Origin of the sequence: Streptomyces tendae (assembly GCF_008632955.1) — a bacterium.
GTDB lineage: Bacteria > Actinomycetota > Actinomycetes > Streptomycetales > Streptomycetaceae > Streptomyces.
Genome location: NZ_CP043959.1, coordinates 5,247,207 through 5,266,253, shown reverse-complemented (window position 1 = coordinate 5,266,253; position 19,047 = coordinate 5,247,207). Strand labels below are relative to the sequence as shown.

At 73.0% G+C, this 19,047-nt stretch carries 17 protein-coding genes and 1 pseudogene; 12 read left to right on the top strand and 6 right to left on the bottom strand.

Going from position 1 to position 19,047, the window contains the following annotated elements; all coding sequences use genetic code 11:
- Positions 1 to 254 precede the first annotated feature (254 nt).
- Positions 255 to 1,490: a glycosyltransferase family 87 protein gene (locus F3L20_RS24240; RefSeq protein ID WP_150156146.1), complete on the bottom strand. Its 1,236-nt coding sequence runs from the start codon at positions 1,488 to 1,490 to the stop codon at positions 255 to 257.
- 121 nt (positions 1,491 to 1,611) lie between these two features.
- Between F3L20_RS24240 and F3L20_RS24235 the strand changes: the two genes are divergently transcribed.
- The gene (locus tag F3L20_RS24235; RefSeq protein WP_150156145.1) at positions 1,612 to 2,754 is read left to right on the top strand and encodes a glycosyltransferase family 4 protein; all 1,143 of its coding nucleotides are present in this window, start codon (positions 1,612 to 1,614) and stop codon (positions 2,752 to 2,754) included.
- 186 nt (positions 2,755 to 2,940) lie between these two features.
- Here F3L20_RS24235 and F3L20_RS24230 read toward each other — a convergent pair whose 3' ends face one another.
- Entirely contained in the window at positions 2,941 to 4,737 is a 1,797-nt protein-coding gene (locus F3L20_RS24230; RefSeq protein WP_150156144.1) for an AMP-dependent synthetase/ligase, read from the bottom strand.
- Positions 4,738 to 5,033: 296 nt separating this feature from the next.
- On the opposite strand from F3L20_RS24230, the gene F3L20_RS24225 reads away from it, so the two are divergent.
- The 6 genes from F3L20_RS24225 to F3L20_RS24200 all read left to right on the top strand — a co-directional run bounded on the left by F3L20_RS24225 (position 5,034) and on the right by F3L20_RS24200 (position 10,187).
- Positions 5,034 to 5,831 (top strand): metallophosphoesterase family protein, encoded by a 798-nt coding sequence (locus F3L20_RS24225; protein WP_145825341.1) that lies wholly within the window; start codon positions 5,034 to 5,036, stop codon positions 5,829 to 5,831.
- A gap of 142 nt (positions 5,832 to 5,973) precedes the next feature.
- Positions 5,974 to 6,411, top strand: a complete 438-nt coding sequence (locus F3L20_RS24220) for an SRPBCC family protein (RefSeq protein WP_024882602.1) — start codon at positions 5,974 to 5,976, stop codon at positions 6,409 to 6,411.
- Positions 6,412 to 6,508: 97 nt separating this feature from the next.
- On the top strand, positions 6,509 to 7,669 hold the full coding sequence (locus tag F3L20_RS24215) for an ArsA family ATPase (RefSeq protein ID WP_150156143.1): 1,161 nt from the start codon (positions 6,509 to 6,511) through the stop codon (positions 7,667 to 7,669).
- 58 nt (positions 7,670 to 7,727) lie between these two features.
- Complete coding sequence (locus F3L20_RS24210; RefSeq protein ID WP_150156142.1) at positions 7,728 to 8,264, top strand: DUF5304 family protein; 537 nt, start codon at positions 7,728 to 7,730, stop codon at positions 8,262 to 8,264.
- A gap of 131 nt (positions 8,265 to 8,395) precedes the next feature.
- The gene (locus tag F3L20_RS24205; RefSeq protein ID WP_145825338.1) at positions 8,396 to 9,349 is read left to right on the top strand and encodes an ROK family glucokinase; all 954 of its coding nucleotides are present in this window, start codon (positions 8,396 to 8,398) and stop codon (positions 9,347 to 9,349) included.
- 82 nt (positions 9,350 to 9,431) lie between these two features.
- Entirely contained in the window at positions 9,432 to 10,187 is a 756-nt protein-coding gene (locus tag F3L20_RS24200) for an endonuclease/exonuclease/phosphatase family protein (RefSeq protein ID WP_150156141.1), read from the top strand.
- Between the two features lie 18 nt (positions 10,188 to 10,205).
- Here the strand turns inward: F3L20_RS24200 and F3L20_RS24195 are convergent, their stop codons facing one another.
- Positions 10,206 to 10,790 carry a hypothetical protein gene (locus F3L20_RS24195; protein ID WP_150156140.1) on the bottom strand — a complete coding sequence of 195 codons (585 nt, stop codon included), beginning with the start codon at positions 10,788 to 10,790 and terminating at the stop codon, positions 10,206 to 10,208.
- Positions 10,783 to 11,580 (bottom strand): alpha/beta hydrolase, encoded by a 798-nt coding sequence (locus F3L20_RS24190; protein WP_145825335.1) that lies wholly within the window; start codon positions 11,578 to 11,580, stop codon positions 10,783 to 10,785. Before F3L20_RS24190 ends, F3L20_RS24195 begins: the two co-directional genes overlap by 8 nt.
- Before the next feature lie 196 nt (positions 11,581 to 11,776).
- Here F3L20_RS24190 and F3L20_RS24185 point away from each other — a divergent pair, with 196 nt between their 5' ends.
- The 5 genes and pseudogenes from F3L20_RS24185 to F3L20_RS24165 all read left to right on the top strand — a co-directional run bounded on the left by F3L20_RS24185 (position 11,777) and on the right by F3L20_RS24165 (position 16,958).
- Entirely contained in the window at positions 11,777 to 12,580 is an 804-nt protein-coding gene (locus F3L20_RS24185) for a lysophospholipid acyltransferase family protein (protein WP_145825705.1), read from the top strand.
- A gap of 34 nt (positions 12,581 to 12,614) precedes the next feature.
- Complete coding sequence (macS, locus tag F3L20_RS24180) at positions 12,615 to 13,853, top strand: MacS family sensor histidine kinase (RefSeq protein WP_150156139.1); 1,239 nt, start codon at positions 12,615 to 12,617, stop codon at positions 13,851 to 13,853.
- Entirely contained in the window at positions 13,850 to 14,542 is a 693-nt protein-coding gene (locus tag F3L20_RS24175; protein ID WP_150156138.1) for a response regulator, read from the top strand. Before macS ends, F3L20_RS24175 begins: the two co-directional genes overlap by 4 nt.
- Positions 14,543 to 14,668: 126 nt before the next feature.
- On the top strand, positions 14,669 to 15,697 hold the full coding sequence (locus F3L20_RS24170; protein WP_150156137.1) for a 6-phosphofructokinase: 1,029 nt from the start codon (positions 14,669 to 14,671) through the stop codon (positions 15,695 to 15,697).
- Between the two features lie 266 nt (positions 15,698 to 15,963).
- Positions 15,964 to 16,958: pseudogene (locus F3L20_RS24165) on the top strand (2-hydroxyacid dehydrogenase).
- Here F3L20_RS24165 and F3L20_RS24160 read toward each other — a convergent pair.
- Positions 16,910 to 18,793: an anthranilate synthase family protein gene (locus F3L20_RS24160; RefSeq protein WP_150156136.1), complete on the bottom strand. Its 1,884-nt coding sequence runs from the start codon at positions 18,791 to 18,793 to the stop codon at positions 16,910 to 16,912. The pseudogene F3L20_RS24165 and the gene F3L20_RS24160 sit on opposite strands and share 49 nt — an antisense overlap.
- A gap of 106 nt (positions 18,794 to 18,899) precedes the next feature.
- On the bottom strand, positions 18,900 to 18,956 hold the full coding sequence (locus F3L20_RS35730; protein WP_078493144.1) for a trp operon leader peptide: 57 nt from the start codon (positions 18,954 to 18,956) through the stop codon (positions 18,900 to 18,902).
- Positions 18,957 to 19,047 lie beyond the last annotated feature (91 nt).

The following is a 19,047-nucleotide window of genomic DNA, read 5'->3' as shown; positions in this document are numbered from 1 at the left end:
GTTCCGGCCCGGGGCAGGGTGGTCCGCCGGTGGGTTGCGCGTCGTCGGTGGGTGGTGGGGGTGGTCGCGCAGTTCCCCGCCCCTTAGGGGTGCTCGTTCCGGCCCGGGGGCAGGGTGGTCCCGCCGGTGGGTTGCGCGTCGTCGGTGGGTGCGGGGTGGTGGGGGTGGTCGCGCAGTTCCCGCGCCCCTCAGGGGCGCTGATCCGGTGCCGGCGTCGGGACGGCTCTCGCCGGGGGCTGGGTTCCGGGCCGAAATCAGGACGACACCGTGGTCCGCTCCGCCCACGACGGTCCGGGCGCCGCGGGGATCTCCCGGCGCCCCGGCACCGACGCGCACCACAGGATCCGCGCCGCCAGCAGCGCCGCCGCCACCAGCAGCCCGTTGCGCAGGACCAGCAGCGTGATCCCCAGCCCGTCGCTCGCCACCACGTTGCCGAAGTACACCGGGAACTCCAGCACCGTCACCGGGCAGGCCACCAGCACCAGCGCCGCCGGCCGCCCCATCCGGCTCTCCCGGAAGCACAGGCAGGCCGCCGCCGCCCCCACCAGCCACACCATGTACTGCGGGCTGATCACCCGGCTGGTGACGGTGAACATCAGCACCGCCGTGAACGCCGCGTCGGCCGTCGTGTGCGGCTCGAACCGGGTCGCCAGCAGCCGCCACAGCACCAGCCAGGCCAGCGCGGCCCCGGTCAGGAACAGCGCCCCGGTGCTCACCCAGCTCACGTACGGGCCGAGGAACTCCACCGAGCCGTAGTTGAGCAGCACCTCGCCGTCCCAGCCGTGGTGCCGGGCCACGTGGAACACCAGCGCGCCCAGCGACTCGACCTCCGTGCCCCGGTCCCGCTGGAAGCCGAGGAACGCGAACGCCCCCGGCATCAGCAGCGCGAACAGCCCGGCCACGACCACGCCGGTCACCGCCGCCGACACCCACGCGCCACGCCGGCGCACCGCGAGCAGCAGCAGCGCCGGCCACACCTTCAGCAGCGCCCCGAACGCCACCAGCGCCCCCGCGAGCCGGGGGTGCCGGCCGGCCGCCAGCAGCGCGGCCACCGCCACCGCGGTCACCATCACGTCGTAGCGGGCGTACACCGTCGGCCCGAGCAGCGGCACGCCCGCCACCCACATCCACGCCCCACGGCGGGACCGGCCCGCGGCGCGCGCGCCACGCAGCAGCAGGGCCAGCGTCACCAGGTCGGCGACCAGCGCCAGCACGAAGAAGGCGGTGGCGTACTCCAGGAACGGCAGCACGGCGGGGGAGAGGACCGCCAGGGCCGCCGCGGGCGGGTACTGCCAGGTCACGTCGTCCAGCGGAAACGTTCCGGTGACCAGCACGTCGTACCAGCCCCGGTAGATCACCGAGACGTCACTGGTGACGTCCGGGCCGGGGAAGACCACGACCTTCAGCACACACAGCAGCAGCGCCGCGCGCGTCACCCCCCAGACGCCCAGCAGCGGTGCCAGGGACCCTCGTGCGGCCGTCGGTTCCACGTGATCCCTGCCTGTCGGTGTCGCGGTCGTGAGGGGCCATGATGGCGCGGAAGCCCGTGCACATGCCACCGAGCAGCGCCGTGGCGGACGGCACAACAGCCGTTCGGTAGGGTCGGCGGCGATGCACAAGACCTTGATCGTCACGAACGACTTCCCGCCCCGCCCCGGCGGCATCCAGGCGTTCCTGCACAACATGGCGCTGCGGCTGGACCCGGAGCGCCTCGTCGTCTACGCGTCCACCTGGAAGCGCACCCGGGAGGGCATCGAGGCGACCGCCGCCTTCGACGCCGAGCAGCCCTTCACCGTCGTGCGGGACCGCACCACGATGCTGCTGCCCACGCCGGCCGCCACCCGGCGGGCCGTCGGGCTGCTGCGCGAGCACGGGTGCACCTCGGTGTGGTTCGGGGCGGCGGCACCGCTCGGCCTGATGGCACCGGCGCTGCGCCGCGCGGGCGCCGGGCGGATCGTGGCGACCACCCACGGCCACGAGGCCGGCTGGGCCCAGTTGCCCGCCGCCCGCCAACTGCTTCGCCGTATCGGCGAGTCCACGGACACGATCACCTACCTCGGCGAGTACACCCGGTCCCGCGTCGCCGGCGCGCTCACCCCCGAGGCGGCCGCGCGGATGGTGCAACTGCCGCCCGGCGTCGACGAGAAGACCTTCCACCCGGGCTCGGGCGGCGACGAGGTGCGTGCCCGCCTCGGACTGGCCGGCCGGCCGGTGGTGGTGTGCGTCTCCCGGCTGGTGCCGCGCAAGGGCCAGGACACGCTGATCCGGGCGATGCCCGCGATCCTCGCCGCCGAGCCGGACGCGGTGCTGCTGATCGTCGGCGGCGGTCCCTACGAGAAGGACCTGCGCCGGCTCGCCGCGGACACCGGCGTCGCCGCCTCCGTCCGCTTCACCGGCTCCGTCCCCTGGTCCGAACTGCCCGCCCACTACGGCGCGGGGGACGTCTTCGCGATGCCCTGCCGGACCCGGCGCGGCGGCCTGGACGTCGAGGGCCTCGGCATCGTCTACCTGGAGGCGTCCGCGACCGGCCTGCCCGTCGTCGCCGGCGACTCCGGCGGCGCCCCGGACGCGGTCCTCGACGGCGAGACCGGCTGGGTCGTCCGGGGCGGTTCCGCCGACGAGACGGCGGAACGCGTCATCACCCTCCTGGGTGACGAGGAACTCCGCCGCGCCATGGGCCGCCGAGGCCGGGAATGGGTCGAGCAGAAATGGCGCTGGGACCTCCTGGCCGACCACCTCAAAACCCTGCTGTGACGCGAAAGCCGTCCTCGAAGAGGGCGGCTTTTTCGCTCAAGGGGCGCGGGGAACTGCGCGACCAGCCTTCACGGCGCGGCACTCGCACGGCGGGCGGAGATCACCCCTCAGGGGCGCGGGGAACTGCGCGACCAGCCCTCACGAACCGGCACCCGCCAACTGCGAACATCCCCACTCCCGTTGGCGCTACTTCGCGTAGATCGCCTCGATCTCGTGCGCGTAGTCCTTGGCCACGACATTCCGCTTCAGCTTCAGCGAAGGCGTCAAGTGCCCCGACTCCTCGGTGAACTGCGCCGGAAGAATCCGGAACTTCCGCACCGACTCCGCCTTCGACACCGCCGCGTTCCCGTCGTCCACGGCCGCCTGGATCGCCGCCAGCAGATCCGGGTCCTGGTTCAGCGACGCCGCCGTCGACCCCGCCGGCTTGCCGTGCTCCGCGCACCAACGCCCGAGGAACTCCTCGTCGATGGTGACCAGCGCGCCCACGAAGGGCCGTCCGTCGCCGACCACCATGCACTCCGCGACCAGCGCGTGCGCCCGGATGCGGTCCTCGATGACCGCCGGGGCGACGTTCTTGCCGCCGGCCGTCACCAGGATCTCCTTCTTCCGGCCGGTGATCCGCAGGTAGCCGTCCTCGTCCAGGGTGCCGATGTCCCCGGTGTGGAACCAGCCGTCGGCGAGCGCCTCGGCGGTCGCGGCCGGGTTGTTCCAGTACTCCTTGAACAGGTGCTCGCCGTGCAGCAGTACCTCACCGTCGTCCGCTATGCGCACGACCGAGCCGGGCAGTGGCTGGCCGACCGTGCCGATCTTCTGCCGGTCCCACGGGTTGAAGGCGGTGGCCGCGCAGGACTCGGTCAGGCCGTAGCCCTCCAGCACGCTGAAGCCGATGCCGCGGAAGAAGTGGCCGAGGCGCTCGCCCAGCGGGGCGCCCCCGGAGATGGCGTACTCGCCGCGTCCGCCCAGCACCGCGCGGAGCTTGCCGTAGACCAGCTTGTCGAAGACCTTGTGCCTGACCTTCAGGCCGAACGACGGACCCGACGGGGTGTCCAGGGCCTGGCTCCAGGCGATCGCGGTGTCCGCGGCCTTGTCGAAGATCTTGCCCTTGCCCTCGCCCTGCGCCTTGGCGCGCGCCGAGTTGTAGACCTTCTCGAACACCCGCGGCACACCGAGGATCAGCGTGGGCCGGAAGGCGGCCAGCTCGTCGGTGAGGTTCTTGATGTCGGGCACGCAGCCCAGCTTGATCGGCGCCATCATGGGCGCGATCTGCACCAGCCGGCCGAAGACGTGCGCGAGCGGCAGGAACAGCAGCACCGAGCACTCACCGGTGCGGAACAGCGGACGCAGCCGTTCCACGATGTTGCCGCACTCGGCGAAGAAGCTGCGGTGGGTCAGCACGCAGCCCTTGGGGCGGCCGGTGGTGCCGGAGGTGTAGACGATGGTCGCCGGGTCGTCGGCCTTGGCGACCGAGCAGCGCTCCTCGACCGTCTCGTCGCCGACGTCCGCGCCGAGGCGGCCCAGCTCCTCCAGGCCGCCGCCCTCGATCTGCCACACGTGCTTCAGCGCGGGCAGCCGGTCGCGCACCGACTCCACGGTCGCCGTGTGGGTGTCGAGCTCCACGAGGCAGGCGGTGGCGCCCGAGTCGCCGAGGATCCACGCCACCTGCTCCGCCGAGCTGGTCTCGTACACCGGCACGGTGACCGCGCCCGCGCTCCAGATCGCGAAGTCCAGCAGGGTCCACTCGTAACGGGTCCGGGACATCAGGGCGACCCGGTCGCCGGGCTGCACACCCGCGGCGATCAGGCCCTTGGCGGCGGTCCGCACCTCCGCGAGGAAGGTGGTGGCCGTCACGTCCTGCCACACTCCGCCGACCTTGCGGGCCATGACGGCGACATCAGGATGCTGCGCGGCGTTTCGGCGGACGATGTCGGTCAGATTGCCGTCCGCGGGGACCTCGTACAGGGCCGGAAGGCTGAACTCGCGCAAGACTGCTGCTCCTCTTAGGGCGCCGGCGCCACGACGTTGTGCGATGCGACGGTGCGGTCCAAGGCTCGGGCGGGTGCTCGCGAATTCACTGGTTGAAATCCCGAGCACGACTGGACTGCCCGGACGTTACCCGCCGGTATGGCTGTCACGACAGGGGGGCCCTGTCAGATGTTCGCTGCGTCACACAGGTTGGTGTTTCATTGCGCACAGTAGTCCACGGCCGAAGCGGCGAGCCAGTAACCGCAGGTAGGCCCACCATTGTTCACGTATGCCCCACAGGATTACGCTTGATCACCATGGCACCCACACCCGGCGGAGACCGGCGCACCCGCGTCCACGTGGTCAGCGACGTACACGGCAACGCGAGCGGCCTGGCCCGCGCCAAGGACGGCGCCGACGCCCTGGTCTGCCTCGGTGACCTGGTCCTCTTCCTCGACTACGCGGACCATTCGCGCGGCATCTTCCCCGACCTGTTCGGCGCGGAGAACGCCCACCGGATCGTGGAGCTGCGCACCGCGCGGCGCTTCGAGGAGGCGCGCGAGTTCCAGCGCGGCCTGTGGGCCGGCATCGGCGTCGACCGCGCCACGGCGATCGAGACGGCGGTGCGCAAGCAGTACGCCGAGCTGTTCGCCGCCTTCCCCACCCCGACGTACGCCACCTACGGCAACGTCGACGTGCCGCCCCTTTGGGGGGAGTACGCGGCCCCCGGCACCACCGTGCTCGACGGGCAGCGGGTGGAGATCGGCGGCTGGACCTTCGGCTTCGTCGGCGGCGGCCTGCGCACCCCGATGCGCACGCCGTACGAGATCGACGACGAGGAGTACGCGGCGAAGATCGAGGCCGTCGGCGAGGTCGACGTGCTGTGCACGCACATCCCGCCGGAGGTCCCGGAACTGGTCTACGACACCGTCGCCCGCCGCTTCGAACGCGGCAGCACGGCCCTGCTCGACGCGATACGCCGCACCCGCCCCCGCTACTCGCTGTTCGGCCACGTCCACCAGCCGCTGGTGCGGCGGATGCGGATCGGCGCCACCGAATGCGTGAACGTGGGGCACTTCGCGAGCACCGGACGGCCCTGGGCGCTGGAGTTCTGAGGACCGGCCGGAGGCGGTCGCCCCAGGTCGGGTGAGATCGGCCGCCGCGGTGCGCGGTAGCCTTCGCTGCACGCCTGTGCGCCGCGTGTCCGCGCGCACGGCGAGGACGACCTACCGGCCCGCATCTGGAGGAGCCACGGCGATGGCGGAACACACCAGCTCGAGCATCACCATCGAGGCGGCACCGGCCGACGTGATGGGGGTGATCGCCGACTTCGCCCGCTATCCCGACTGGACGGGTGAGGTGAAGGAGGCGGAGGTCCTCAGGACCGACGCCGAGGGCCGCGCCGAGCAGGTGCGCCTGGTCATGGACGCCGGCGCGATCAAGGACGACCAGACCCTGGCGTACACCTGGAGCGGCCCGCACGAGGTCTCCTGGACGCTGGTGAAGTCGCAGATGCTGCGCTCCCTCGACGGCTCCTACGTCCTCACCCCGGCGGGCGCGGGCACCGAGGTCACCTACCGGCTGACCGTCGACGTCAAGATCCCCATGCTCGGCATGATCAAGCGCAAGGCCGAGAAGGTCATCATCGACCGCGCCCTCGCGGGCCTGAAGAAGCGCGTCGAGTCCCACCCGTAGCCGCCGGGGGCGGCACGGGCGGGCGACGGCGGAGGCACCCCGCGAGCGCGGGCACGCGGAACCCGCCCCCGCCCGGCGTCCGTTACCGTTCACCCCCATGCGCACCCTCCTGATCACGGGCCCCGGCGGCAGCGGACGCACCACGACCGCGGCCGCCACCGCGCTCGCCGCCGCCCGCTCAGGCGCCCGCACCCTGCTGCTCGGCACCGACCGCACGGACACCCTCGGACCGGTCCTCGGCGACCGGGACGTACCGGGACTCACCGTGCGCCGGACCGACCCCGACGCGGGCTTCCGGGCCGACCTCACCGCCCTTCAGGACCGCGCGGGCGGCGCCATGGACCTGCTCGGCGCCTCCCGGCTGGTCCCCGAGGAGACCAGCCCGCCGCCCGGCGCCGAGGAACTCGCCGTCCTGCGGGCCCTGCGGGACGCCGCACGCGACGAGGAGTCCTACGACCTCCTCGTCGTCGACCTCCCCGCCACCCCCCGGGCGGTCTCGCTGCTCGCCCTCCCCGACGAACTGCGCCGCGCGCTGCGCCGCCTCCTGCCGTCCGAACGGCAGGCCGCCCGCGCCCTGCGCCCGGTGCTGGGCCGGCTCGCCGGCGTCCCGATGCCCGCCGAGTGGATCTACGAGACGGCCGCCCGCCTCGACCTGCAGCTCGCCGCCGTCGAGGCCCTCCTCGCCGACCACGGCACCGCCGTACGCCTGGTCGCCGAACCCGGCCCGGCGGGCGCCGACGCCCTGCGCACCGCCGCTCTGGGCGTCGCCCTGCGCGGACTGCGCCTGGACGCCGTGATCGCCAACCGCGTCCTGCCGGAGAACGACGCCGGCAGCTGGCTGGCCGGGCCCGTCGCCCAGCAGCGCAAGGCCCTGGAGGAATGGCGCGAGAAGTACGACGTCCACCCGGTCGCCCACCTCGGCCGCGACCCGCGCGGCGCCGACGACCTCGCCGTGCTCGCCGTACCGGCCGTGCCCGCCGCCCCCACGGCCACCGGCGCCCCCGAATGGCCGGTCACCGACCGGCTCGCCGAGGACGGCGTCCTGGTCTGGCACCTGCCGCTGCCCGGCGCCCGCCGGGACGCCCTCGACCTCGTCCGGCGCGGTGACGAACTGGTCGTCACCGCCGAGCCGTTCCGCCGCGTCGTCCCGCTGCCGTCCGCGCTGCGCCGCTGCACCGTCGACGGCGCCGCCCTGCGCGAGGGCGAGCTGCGCGTCAGGTTCCGGCCCGATCCGGGGCTCTGGCCGCGCACCCGGTGAAGCCGCGACGGCCGTTCGGGTACCGTCGAGGGGGCCACCCGCAGTCAAGGAGTCCGTCATGAGCGAACAGCTCCCCCCGTCCGACGACGGGGCGAACCAGGCCGGGGACGACACCGCCGGCACGCCGGTGGACGACGCCCGCGCGGACCGTGCCGAGGCCCACGCCGACGCCTGGGCGACCGCGGCCGCCGAGGACCTCGAAGAAGAGCGGGCCCGCCGCCGCGCCCGCTACGGCCCGCCCCCCGGCTCCGCCGCCGAGGAACTGCGCAAGCTGGTCGACGCTGTCGCGGACAAGCTCTCCGGACTGCAGTCCCCGCTGCTCGGCGCGGTCGCCGGACCCGCCGCCCAGCAGGTCGTCCGCCAGGTCGTCCAGCAGGCGAAGGCCGCCGTCGAACCGGTCATCGAGCGCAACCCCGACGTGTTCGACCACCTCGCCGCCGCGGGCGGTGAACTGCTCGCCGCCTACCGCTCCGCCGTGCAGGACCAGGAGCGCCGCTGGACGGCGCGCGACACCGCCCCGCACGACCCCGACGAGCACCGCGACCCCGGTGACGATCCCGGCACCGGCCCCGGCGAGCGCATCGACCTGGACTGACCGGCGGCACCGGTCACCGGCGGGGCTCCCATGATCTCCGCCGGGCCGCCCGGCCTGCGGACACAGGGACGGCGCGCCCGTCGCCTCGGGTACCGTTGGCGTAGCGGGGCTCGACCGGAACTGAGGGATTCATGGGACTCACCATCGGCGTCGACATCGGCGGCACCAAGATCGCGGCCGGCGTGGTCGACGAGGAAGGCACCATCCTCTCGACGCACAAGGTGCCGACCCCGGGCACGCCCGAGGAGATCGTGGACGCCATCGCCTCCGCGGTGGAAGGAGCACGCGCCGGACACGACATCGTCGGCGTGGGCATCGGCGCGGCCGGATACGTCAACCGCCAGCGCTCCGAGGTCTACTTCGCCCCCAACATCCTCTGGCGCAACGAGCCGCTCAAGGAGAAGGTCGAGGCCCGCGTGGGCCTCCCGGTCGTCGTGGAGAACGACGCCAACGCGGCGGCCTGGGGCGAGTACAAGTTCGGCGCGGGCAAGGGCCACCGCAACGTCATCTGCATCACCCTGGGCACCGGCCTCGGCGGCGGTGTGATCATCGGTAACAAGCTGCGTCGCGGCCACTTCGGCGTGGCCGCCGAGTTCGGCCACATCCGCATGGTGCCGGACGGCCTGCTGTGCGGCTGCGGTTCGCAGGGCTGCTGGGAGCAGTACGCCTCCGGCCGCGCCCTGGTCCGCTACGCCAAGCAGCGCGCCAACGCCACCCCGGACCAGGCCCAGACCCTGCTCGCGCTCGGTGACGGCACCCCCGAGGGCATCGAGGGCAAGCACGTCTCCATGGCCGCCCGCCAGGGCGACCGGGTGGCCGTCGACTCCTACCGGGAGCTGGCCCGCTGGGTCGGCGCGGGACTCGCCGACCTGGCCTCCCTGTTCGACCCCTCCGCGTTCATCGTCGGCGGCGGCCTCTCCGACGAGGGCGAACTGGTCCTCGGCCCGATCCGCAAGTCGTACCGACGCTGGCTGGTCGGCGGCAACTGGCGCCCGGTCGCCGAGGTCCTCGGCGCCCAGCTCGGCAACAAGGCCGGCCTGGTCGGCGCGGCGGACCTGGCCCGGGAGCCCGACCCGATCATGTGACGGCGCGACGGCACGTGGCCACGCCCGCCCGACCCCCTCGGGGGACGGCGGGCGTCGCCGTTTCCGGCGTATCTTGATCGTCATGGCGACGACTCCGCTGCTGCCCGGATCCCGGACCGAGGCCGACGGCTCGGCCGTCGTCCGGGTGCTCAGCTACAACATCCGCTCCCTGAAGGACGACACCGCCGCCCTCGCCCGGGTGATCGGCGCCTGCGCACCCGACCTGGTGCTGCTGCAGGAGGCGCCGCGGTTCTTCCGCTGGCGCAAGAAACTCGCCCGGCTCGCCTCCGACTCGGGCCTGGTGACGCTCTCCGGCGGGGCCACCGCCGCGGGGCCCGCCCTCCTGTGCTCGCTGCGGGCCACCGTCGAGCGCACCGAGGACGTGCTGCTGCCGCTCACCCCCGGGCAGCACCGGCGCGGCTTCGCCACCGCCGTCGTACGGTTCGGCGGGGCGCGGCTCGGGGTGCTGAGCTGTCACCTCTCCCTGCGCGCCGACGAACGCCACGAGCAGGGCGGGATGCTGCTGGACCGGGTGGCCGGGATGGGCGTCGATCACGTCGTCGCGGGCGGGGACCTCAACGACGAGCCTGCCGGGCGCACCTTCCGCCGGCTGGCCGGCACCCTCACCGACTGCCGGACCGCCACGCCCTGGGGCGGGGAGCACACCTGGACGCACAGCGACCCGCCCAAGCGCATCGACGCCCTGTTCGTCACGAAGGGCGTCGAGGTGCTGGGCTGCGGAGTCCCCCACGACCAGCCCGGGGTGACGGAGGCGGACCTGCGGGCGGCCACCGACCACCTGCCGGTGCTGGCCGCCCTCAGGATCCCCGCTGCTTAGTGCCTGTCCCGGCCCGGCTCAGACCACCGCGCCCCGGCCCGGGTCGTCGTCGTCCTCGTCGTCCGTGCGCATCCGGGTCACCAGCGTGACGGCGCCGCCCAGGAAACCGCCGATGCACAGGGTGGTCAGCCACCAGGTCATCTCCCAGCCCAGCAGTATCGCCAGCAGGAGCAGCACCGGGGCGCCCAGCACCCCCAGCCAGGCGAACTTGGAGGTGACGTCCGCCTCCGGCAGCGGCGGCGGCTCCGGCGGCACGAAGTGCCCCTCGTCGCTCTCGCCGAGGTCCTCCTCCGCCGGCTCGGCCACGCTGTAGTCGCGCGGGCCGACCCCGGGGGCGAAGGACACGGAACCGCCCAGCGGCCTGGCCGGCTCGTCCTCCTCCGTCTTCCGTGGCGGCGCCTTGGTCCCGGCGCCGTCCTCGTCGTTGGTCTCGGTCTCCAGCAGCGCCAGGTCCTCCACCGACTTGAACGGCTTGGCGCCCGGCGGGTCCTTCGGCTCCTCGCCGTACCCGGCGACGATCGCGTCCCAGGCGGCGGCCTCGTCGAAGGGGACGCCCTTCTCCTCCGGCTCGCGGCCCTCACGGTCCGAGTCGTGCTCAGCCACCTGCGGTCGTCCCTTCGTTGCCGAGACCGGGCTCCTTGACGGCGCCGGGTGCGAGCCGGTCGATGAACGCGGTGCTCTCCCGGAAGATCCGCTCCGCGTCGTAGTCCAACGTCGCCACGTGGTAGCTCTGTTCCAGCAGGATCTCCGTCACGTCCACGGACGACACACGGCTGAGGATCCGCGCCGGGTCCGCGGGCGGGACCACATGGTCCTGCGGGCTGCGCATCAGCAGCAGCGGCTGCGTGACCTGCGGCAGCTCGCCGTCGACGATCCGGAAGAAGTTCCTGAGGGAGTGCGCCGCGTGCAGCGGCACCCGGTCGTAGCCCAGCTCCCGGCTCACCGGCTTGGCGATGTCGCTCGCGATGCCCTTGGTCGCGGGGACGAGATGGCGGAGCACCGGCAGGGCGTGCGCCGCCACCCCGTGCACCTTGTTCGCCGGGTTGACGACCATCACCCCGCTCACCGCGTCGCCGTGCCGCGCCGCCAGCCGCAGCGCCAGCGCGCCGCCCATGGACAGCCCGGCCACGAACACCCGCTCACGGCGGTCCCGCAGCAGCTGCAGTTCGCGGTCCACCTGCGCGTACCAGTCCTGCCAGCCGGTCACCCCCAGGTCCTGCCAGCGGGTGCCGTGCCCGGGCAGCAGCGGCAGCGAGACCGTCAGACCGTGCTCGGCGAGATGCTCCGCCCACGGGCGCAGCGACTGCGGGGAGCCGGTGAAGCCGTGGCAGAGGAGGACGGCGGTCTCCCCGCCCTCGTGACGGAACGGCTCGGCTCCGGTCAGGAGCGGCACCTTCGGCCTCCTGTTCGTGGGACTCGTGGAAGGTCCGGCACGTCATGACGGCCGGCACGGGGCCGGCCACGGATTGCAGGACCTTCACCGTACGCGACCGCACTGACACCGACCAGGGCCGTCGGGGCCTTCGGGCGCGCTCCGGGATATGGTCTGACCAACACGCACAGGAGGCACTCGGTTGTTGTACGGCACGATGAAGGTCGCCATCGGAGCGCCCCTGAAGCTCGCCTTCAGGCCCTGGGTGGAGGGACTGGAGAACGTCCCCGCCGAGGGCCCCGCGATCCTGGCCAGCAACCACCTGTCGTTCTCCGACTCCTTCTTCCTCCCGGTGGTGCTCGACCGCAAGGTCACCTTCATCGCCAAGGCGGAGTACTTCACCACGCCCGGAGTGAAGGGGAGGCTGACGGCCGCCTTCTTCAAAGGCGTGGGCCAGCTCCCCGTGGACCGCTCCGGGGCGCGCGGCGCCGGCGAGGCGGCGATCAAGAGCGGCATAGAGGTGCTGGAGCGCGGTGAGCTGTTCGGGATCTACCCCGAGGGCACCCGCTCGCCCGACGGCCGCCTCTACCGCGGCAAGCCCGGCGGTCTGGCCCGCGTGGCGCTGGCCACCGGGGCGCCGGTCGTCCCCGTCGCCATGATCGACACGGAGAAGATCCAGCCCCCCGGGCAGGTGATGCCCAAGCTGATGCGCCCCGGCATCCGGATCGGCAAACCCCTCGACTTCAGCCGCTACCAGGGCATGGAGCACGACCGTTTCGTGCTCCGGGCCGTGACGGACGAGGTCATGTACGAAATCATGAAGCTGTCCGGCCAGGAGTACGTCGACATGTACGCCACCGCCATGAAGCGGCAGCTCGCGGAGGCGGCCAAGGCGGAGAAGGAAGCCGAGAAGGCGGCGAAGGCCGCCCTCGTCCGGGCGGACAAGGAACAGGCGGAGAAGCTGAAGGCGGCCATGGAAGAGGCGGACCGGGGACGGACCGGGGGACGTTCCGAGCGGTAGCCGGAACCGGGTCGCACGGGGGGAGTGGGGGAACATGGCCCAGCGCGACAGAGTCATGCGCATGTCGGTGGAGCAGCCGCTGTGGCGTGCCCTCGCCGGCTACCGGCTGCTCGCCATGGTGTACGCGATCGGTCTCTTCGCGGCCTCCCACGACGGGTTCACCCGCCCCTGGCTCGCCGTCGTCTACTTCGCCGTCCTCGGCGTGTGGACCCTCGCCACCCTGCCCAGGGTCGCGAGCGCCGCCGCCTGCACCAAGCCCTTCCTCGCCGTCGACCTTGCCATCGCCGTCACCGGCATCCTGATCACCCCGATCACCGACGCCGCCGAACGGGTCCACGACGGCGGTCCCACCCTGCCGTCCATCTGGACCGCCGGGTCGGTGCTCGCCTTCGCCGTCAAGGGCGGCTGGCGCTGGGCGGCCCTCGCCTCCACCCTCGTCGCCGTCGCCAACCTCGTCGAACGCGGCACCCCGGCCCGCGACACCGTGCACAACGTCGTCCTCGTCTGGGTCGCGTCCATCGCCATCGGCTACGTCGTCGAGGTCGCCCGCGCCTCCGAACGCACCCTCGCCCGCGCCCTGGAGATCGAGGCCGCCACCCGCGAGCGGGAGCGCCTCGCCCGGGACATCCACGACAGCGTGCTCCAGGTGCTGGCGATGGTGCAGCGGCGCGGCGCGGTGATCGGCGGTGAGGCCGCCGAACTGGGCCGGATGGCCGGCGAGCAGGAGGTGGCACTGCGCACCCTGGTCTCCGGCGGCCTGGTGCCCGTCTCCCGGGCCTCCGAGGACGCGGCCCTGGGAGCGGTCGTACGGACCGTCGAGGAGGACGAGCCGGCGGACGACGGCCCGGTGGACCTGCGGTCCCTGCTCGCCCCGCACGCCGGGTCCCGGGTCAGCCTCGCCGAACCCGGCGCGCCCGTGACACTGCCCCCGGCCGCCGCGCGGGAGGTGGCCGCCGCCGTCGGCGCCGCCCTGGACAACGTCCGCCGGCACGCGGGGGAGCAGGCGAGGGCCTGGATCCTGGTCGAGGACGAACCGGACGAGGTGATCGTCACCGTCCGCGACGACGGCCCCGGCATCCCCGAGGGACGGCTCGCCCAGGCCGAGGGGGAGGGGCGGCTCGGTGTCGCCCTGTCCATCCGGGGCCGGCTGGGCGACCTCGGCGGCAGCGCCGACGTGATCACGGTGCCCGGCCAGGGCACGGAGGTCGAACTCAGGGTGCCCAGGCACCGGCAGGACGCGAACGACCCACGGGGGAAGGCGGAACAGCGATGAGCGGGACGACCGGCAGCACCGGGACGCCGATCAGGGTGATGGTGGTCGACGACCACCCCATGTGGCGGGACGCCGTCGCCCGCGACCTGTCCGAGTCCGGCTTCGAGGTCGTCGCCACCGCAGGCGACGGCGACCAGGCGGTGCGCCGCGCCAAGGCCGCCGCACCCGACGTCCTCGTCCTCGACCTGAACCTGCCCGGCAAGCCCGGCGTCCAGGTGTGCAAGGAGGTCGTCGCCGCCGACCCCGCCGTCCGCGTCCTGGTGCTCTCCGCCAGCGGCGAGCACGCCGACGTCCTGGAGGCGGTGAAGTCCGGCGCCACCGGCTACCTGCTCAAGTCCGCCTCCACCGAGGAACTGCGCGACGCGGTGCGCCGTACCGCCACCGGGGACCCGGTGTTCACCCCGGGCCTGGCCGGACTGGTCCTCGGCGAGTACCGCCGCCTCGCCTCCGAACCGGCCGGCCCGGCCGGCGGCGCGGAGGAGTCCAAGGCGCCCCGGCTGACCGAGCGCGAGACCGAGGTGCTGCGCCTGGTCGCCAAGGGACTGAGCTACAAGCAGATCGCCGAACGGCTGGTCATCTCCCACCGCACCGTGCAGAACCACGTCCAGAACACCCTCGGCAAACTCCAGCTGCACAACCGCGTGGAGCTCGTCCGGTACGCCATCGAGCGTGGCCTCGACGACGCGTAGCCGCCCCAACGCCCCGTCCTGTCCCGGGATTTACCGTCCCAGCCATGTCGATGTGACCCCGATCACCCTTACCGTGCCAGGTGGGAACGAACGGCATTCCGTCAACCATGGCGAAGGGACACTTCCATGCGGGTCGGAGTACTGACCGGCGGCGGCGACTGCCCCGGGCTCAACGCCGTCATCCGGGCCGTCGTCCGCAAGGGCGTACAGGAGTACGGCTACGAGTTCACCGGATTCCGGGACGGCTGGCGCGGTCCCCTCGAAGGACGCACGGTCACCCTCGACATCCCCGCGGTCCGCGGCATCCTGCCCCGCGGCGGCACCGTCCTCGGCTCCTCGCGCACCAACCCGCTCAACGAGGACGACGGCATCCGCAAGATCAAGGACAACCTCGCCGCGCTGGGCGTGGACGCGCTCATCACCATCGGCGGCGAGGACACCCTCGGCGTCGCCACCCGCCTCGCCGACGAGTACGGCGTGCCCTGCGTGGGCGTGCCCAAGACCATCGACAACGACCTGTCCGCCACCGACTACACCTTCGGCTTCGACACCGCCGTCGGGATCGCCACCGAGGCCATCGACCGGCTGCACACCACCGCCGAGTCACACATGCGCGTCCTGGTCGTCGAGGTGATGGGCCGCCACTCCGGCTGGATCGCCCTGCACTCCGGCCTGGCCGGCGGCGCCAACGTCATCCTCCTCCCGGAACACCCCTTCGACGTCGACCAGGTCTGCGCCTGGGTCACCTCACGGTTCCGCGCCTCCTACGCGCCGATCGTGGTCGTCGCCGAGGGCGCGGTACCGCGCGACGGCGACATGGTCCTCAAGGACCGGTCCCTGGACGCCTTCGGACACGTCCGGCTCTCCGGGGTCGGCGAATGGCTGGCCAAGCAGATCGAGAAACGCACGGGGAAGGAGGCGCGCACCACGGTCCTCGGGCATGTGCAGCGGGGTGGCACGCCCAGCGCGTTCGACCGGTGGCTCGCCACCCGCTTCGGCCTGCACGCCATCGACTGCGTCCGCGACGGCGACTTCGGCAAGATGGTCGCCCTCGACGGCACGAACATAGTCCGCGTCCCGATCGCCGCGGCCACAGCCCAGCTGAAAACGGTGCCTCCGTCCCTCTACGAGGAGGCAGGAGTCTTCTTCGGCTGAGGTACCCGCTCCCCACGGGCAGCCCCCCCATCCCGCGGCCAGATGCCGCAGTCCGCGGGCAGTCGTGCCGCAGGGCGGCACGGGTGGGCGGATGGGGGTACCTCCCGCTCGAGCGAAGCCGAGAGTGGGGGAGGCACCCCGCAAGCGCCGGGCCGCGCACACCCCGCCCGTACCAACACCCGGGCCGTCCGGCCCACGTGAAACCGCCCAACGGCCCCGTAAGCTCCCCCCAGGGAAGCAAACCGGCACTACCCCCGGAGGGGCCCGTGGAGATCCTCGCCTTCGGCGTACAGGCAGACGAGAAGCCCCTCATCGAGCAAGCCTTCGCGGACCACCACCCCACCCGCACCCTCGACGTCTTCCTCAACACGGACACCGCCCCATCGCCGCCGGCCACGAGATCATCTCCACCAGCGTCAACTGCGACCTCGGTGCCGACGTCCTGTCCGGCCTCGCCGCCGGCGGCACCCGGATGGTCGCCCAGCGCTCCACCGGCTTCAACAACGTCGACCTCGACGTCGCGGAACGCCTCGGCCTGACCGTCGCCCGGGTGTCCTCCTACTCGCCGTACTCCGTCGCCGAGTTCGCCTGGACCCTCGCCATGGCGGTGAACCGCCGCATCGTCCGCGCCTCCACCCGCACCCGTGACTTCGACTTCCGGCTCGACGGGCTGATGGGCCGCGACCTGCACGGCCGCACCGTCGGCGTGCTCGGCACCGGGAAGATCGGCGAGGCGTTCGCCCGGATCGCCCACGGCTTCGGCATGCGGCTGCTCGGCTGGGACGTCGCCGAGAACCCCGCCTGCCGGGAGTTCGGCATGACGTACGTCCCCAAGGAGCAGCTGCTCGCCGAGTCCGACCTGGTCAGCCTGCACGTCCCGCTGCTGCCCAGCACCCGGCACCTCATCGACGCGACCGCCCTGAAGACCATGCGGGACGACTCCATCCTGGTGAACTCCAGCCGCGGCGGCCTCGTGGACACCGCCGCCCTCGTCGACGAACTGCGCGCCGGCCGCTTCACCGGCGTGGGCCTTGACGTGTACGAGGCGGAGGCGGGCCTGTTCTTCCTCGACAAGTCCCTCGAGGCCGTCGACGACGACACCCTGGCCCGCCTCGTCACCTTCCCGAACGTCCTGGTCACCTCCCACCAGGCGTACTACACGCGGGACGCCGTCACGCAGATCGTCGCCACGACGGTGGACAACGTCCTCGACTACACCGCCGGCCGCCGCTCCGGCAACGTGCTGGTGCCGCGCAGCTGACCCATCAGCTCCCGCACCACGGCGGCGCCGTTCAGACTGAGCACCGACTCGGGGTGGAACTGCACGCCCGCGAAACCGGGCCCCCGCAGCGCGTGCACCTCGCCGTTCGCCGCGCGGCTCACCTCGACGCCGTGCGCGGCCAGCTCCCGCGCGGCGTCCTCGTCGCAGTGCGCCACGAAGCTGTTGTAGAAGCCGACCGTCTCCGGCCGCCCGAACAGGTCGATCTCCGTCTGCGCCCCCTGGTAGGGCACCTTCTTGCGGACGATGTCCAGGCCCAGCTCGGCCGCCAGCAGCTCGTGGCCGAGGCAGACGCCGAGCACGCCGTGCCGGCTGCCCGCGACGACCTCGGCGGTCAGCGCGCGCAGGAACCGCATCTTCGGGTCGGCCGTGTCGGTGGGGTCGCCCGGGCCGGGCCCCAGCACCAGCGGGCCCTCGTGCGCGAGCACCGCGTCCCGCAGCCCGGGCTCGTCGTAGCGGCGCACGGTGACCTCAAGACCGGCCGCCCGCAGCACATGGGCGAGCATCGCGGTGAAGGTGTCCTCCGCGTCGACGACCAGCGCGTGTCCGGTCAGCGCATCGGACCGCTCCTGCATCCGCAGCCAGAACGGCGCGAGCGAGGCCCGGCGCCCGTCCAGCGCGGCCCGCACCCGCGGGTCCTCCGCGAGCTTCGGCCGCACCGCCTCCACGCGCGGCCGTCCCGGGCGCACACCCAGCGCGGCCAGCACCCCGGCCGCCTTGGCGTGGGTCTCCGCCACCTCGCCCGCCGGGTCCGAGCCGCGCACCAGCGTGGCACCGACCGGCACCCGCAGCCGTCCGGCGGCGTCGATGTCGGCGGTGCGGATCAGGATGGGGGAGTCCAGCGTCTGGGCCCCGCCCTCGTCCCGGCCGATCAGGGCCAGCGCCCCCGCGTAGTAGCCGCGTCCGCCGGCCTCGTGCCGTTCGATGGCCCGGCAGGCGTTCTGCACCGGCGAGCCGGTCACGGTCGCCGCGAACATGGTCTCCCGCAGCACGTCGCGCACGTCCATGGAGGACCGGCCGCGCAGCTCGTACTCGGTGTGCGCGAGGTGCGCCATCTCCTTCAGCCGGGGTCCGACGACCACGCCGCCCATGTCGCCGACGGTGCACATCATCTTGAGCTCCTCGTCGACGACCATCGACAGCTCCTCGATCTCCTTGCCGTCGGCGAGGAAGCGGAGCAGGTGCTCGGGGGTGGGACCCTCGGCGGGGTAGCGGTAGGTGCCGCTGATGGGGTTCATCACGACCGTCCCGCCCGACGCCCGTACGTGCACCTCGGGGCTGGCCCCGACCAGGGTGCGGTCACCGGTGTGCACGACGAACGTCCAGTACGCGCCCCGCTCGCCCTCCAGCAGCCGCCGGAACAGTGCGAGCGCGTCGGCCCGCCCGAACCCGGGGATCCCGCCCTCGTACGTTCTGCGGATCACGAAGTTGGCGCCCTCGCCCCGCCCGATCTCCTCGTCGAGGACCCGTCCGACGATCCGCGCGTACTCCTCGTCACCGACGTCGAAGCCGCCGCCCTCGACGCGCACGTCGTGTGCGGGGAGCGCCCGGAGCGCCTCGGCGAGCGGGATCTCGTGGCGCTCCTCGGGGGTCAGCACCAGCAGTGGGGTGCCGTCGTCGCGGACGTCGAAGCCGCGCTCGCGGATCTGCCGGAAGGGGACCAGCGCCAGTCCCTCGTCGGGCAGGTCGGCCAGCCGGTCGTGGGCGGTGACCGGGCCGGTCAGCAGCTCCACCACGTCGTGGTCGTGGCCGGGGGTGCGGCGGCGCAGCAGGGCGAAGGGGCGGTCGTCGTGGGGGAGCCGTGCCAGCAGGTCCATGGGGCGTTCCTCGTTTCGTCGCTGTCGTGAGCGGTGAGGAACGACCCCGGAAACCACCGAAGGCCGCCCCTCGGGCGGCCTTCGCGAAGTCGGTGCGTACGCGCAGTCAGTGGGCCGCCGGATGAGCGGTCCACCACCAGGTGCGGGTCGAGTGCGCGAACATGGGCCCGACCTTAGCGCATCGCGCGTCGGTGCGGACCCTGTCTCATTTGTTGGGCGTCGGGATGGACGACCGTTCCGACCCCGTAATGTGG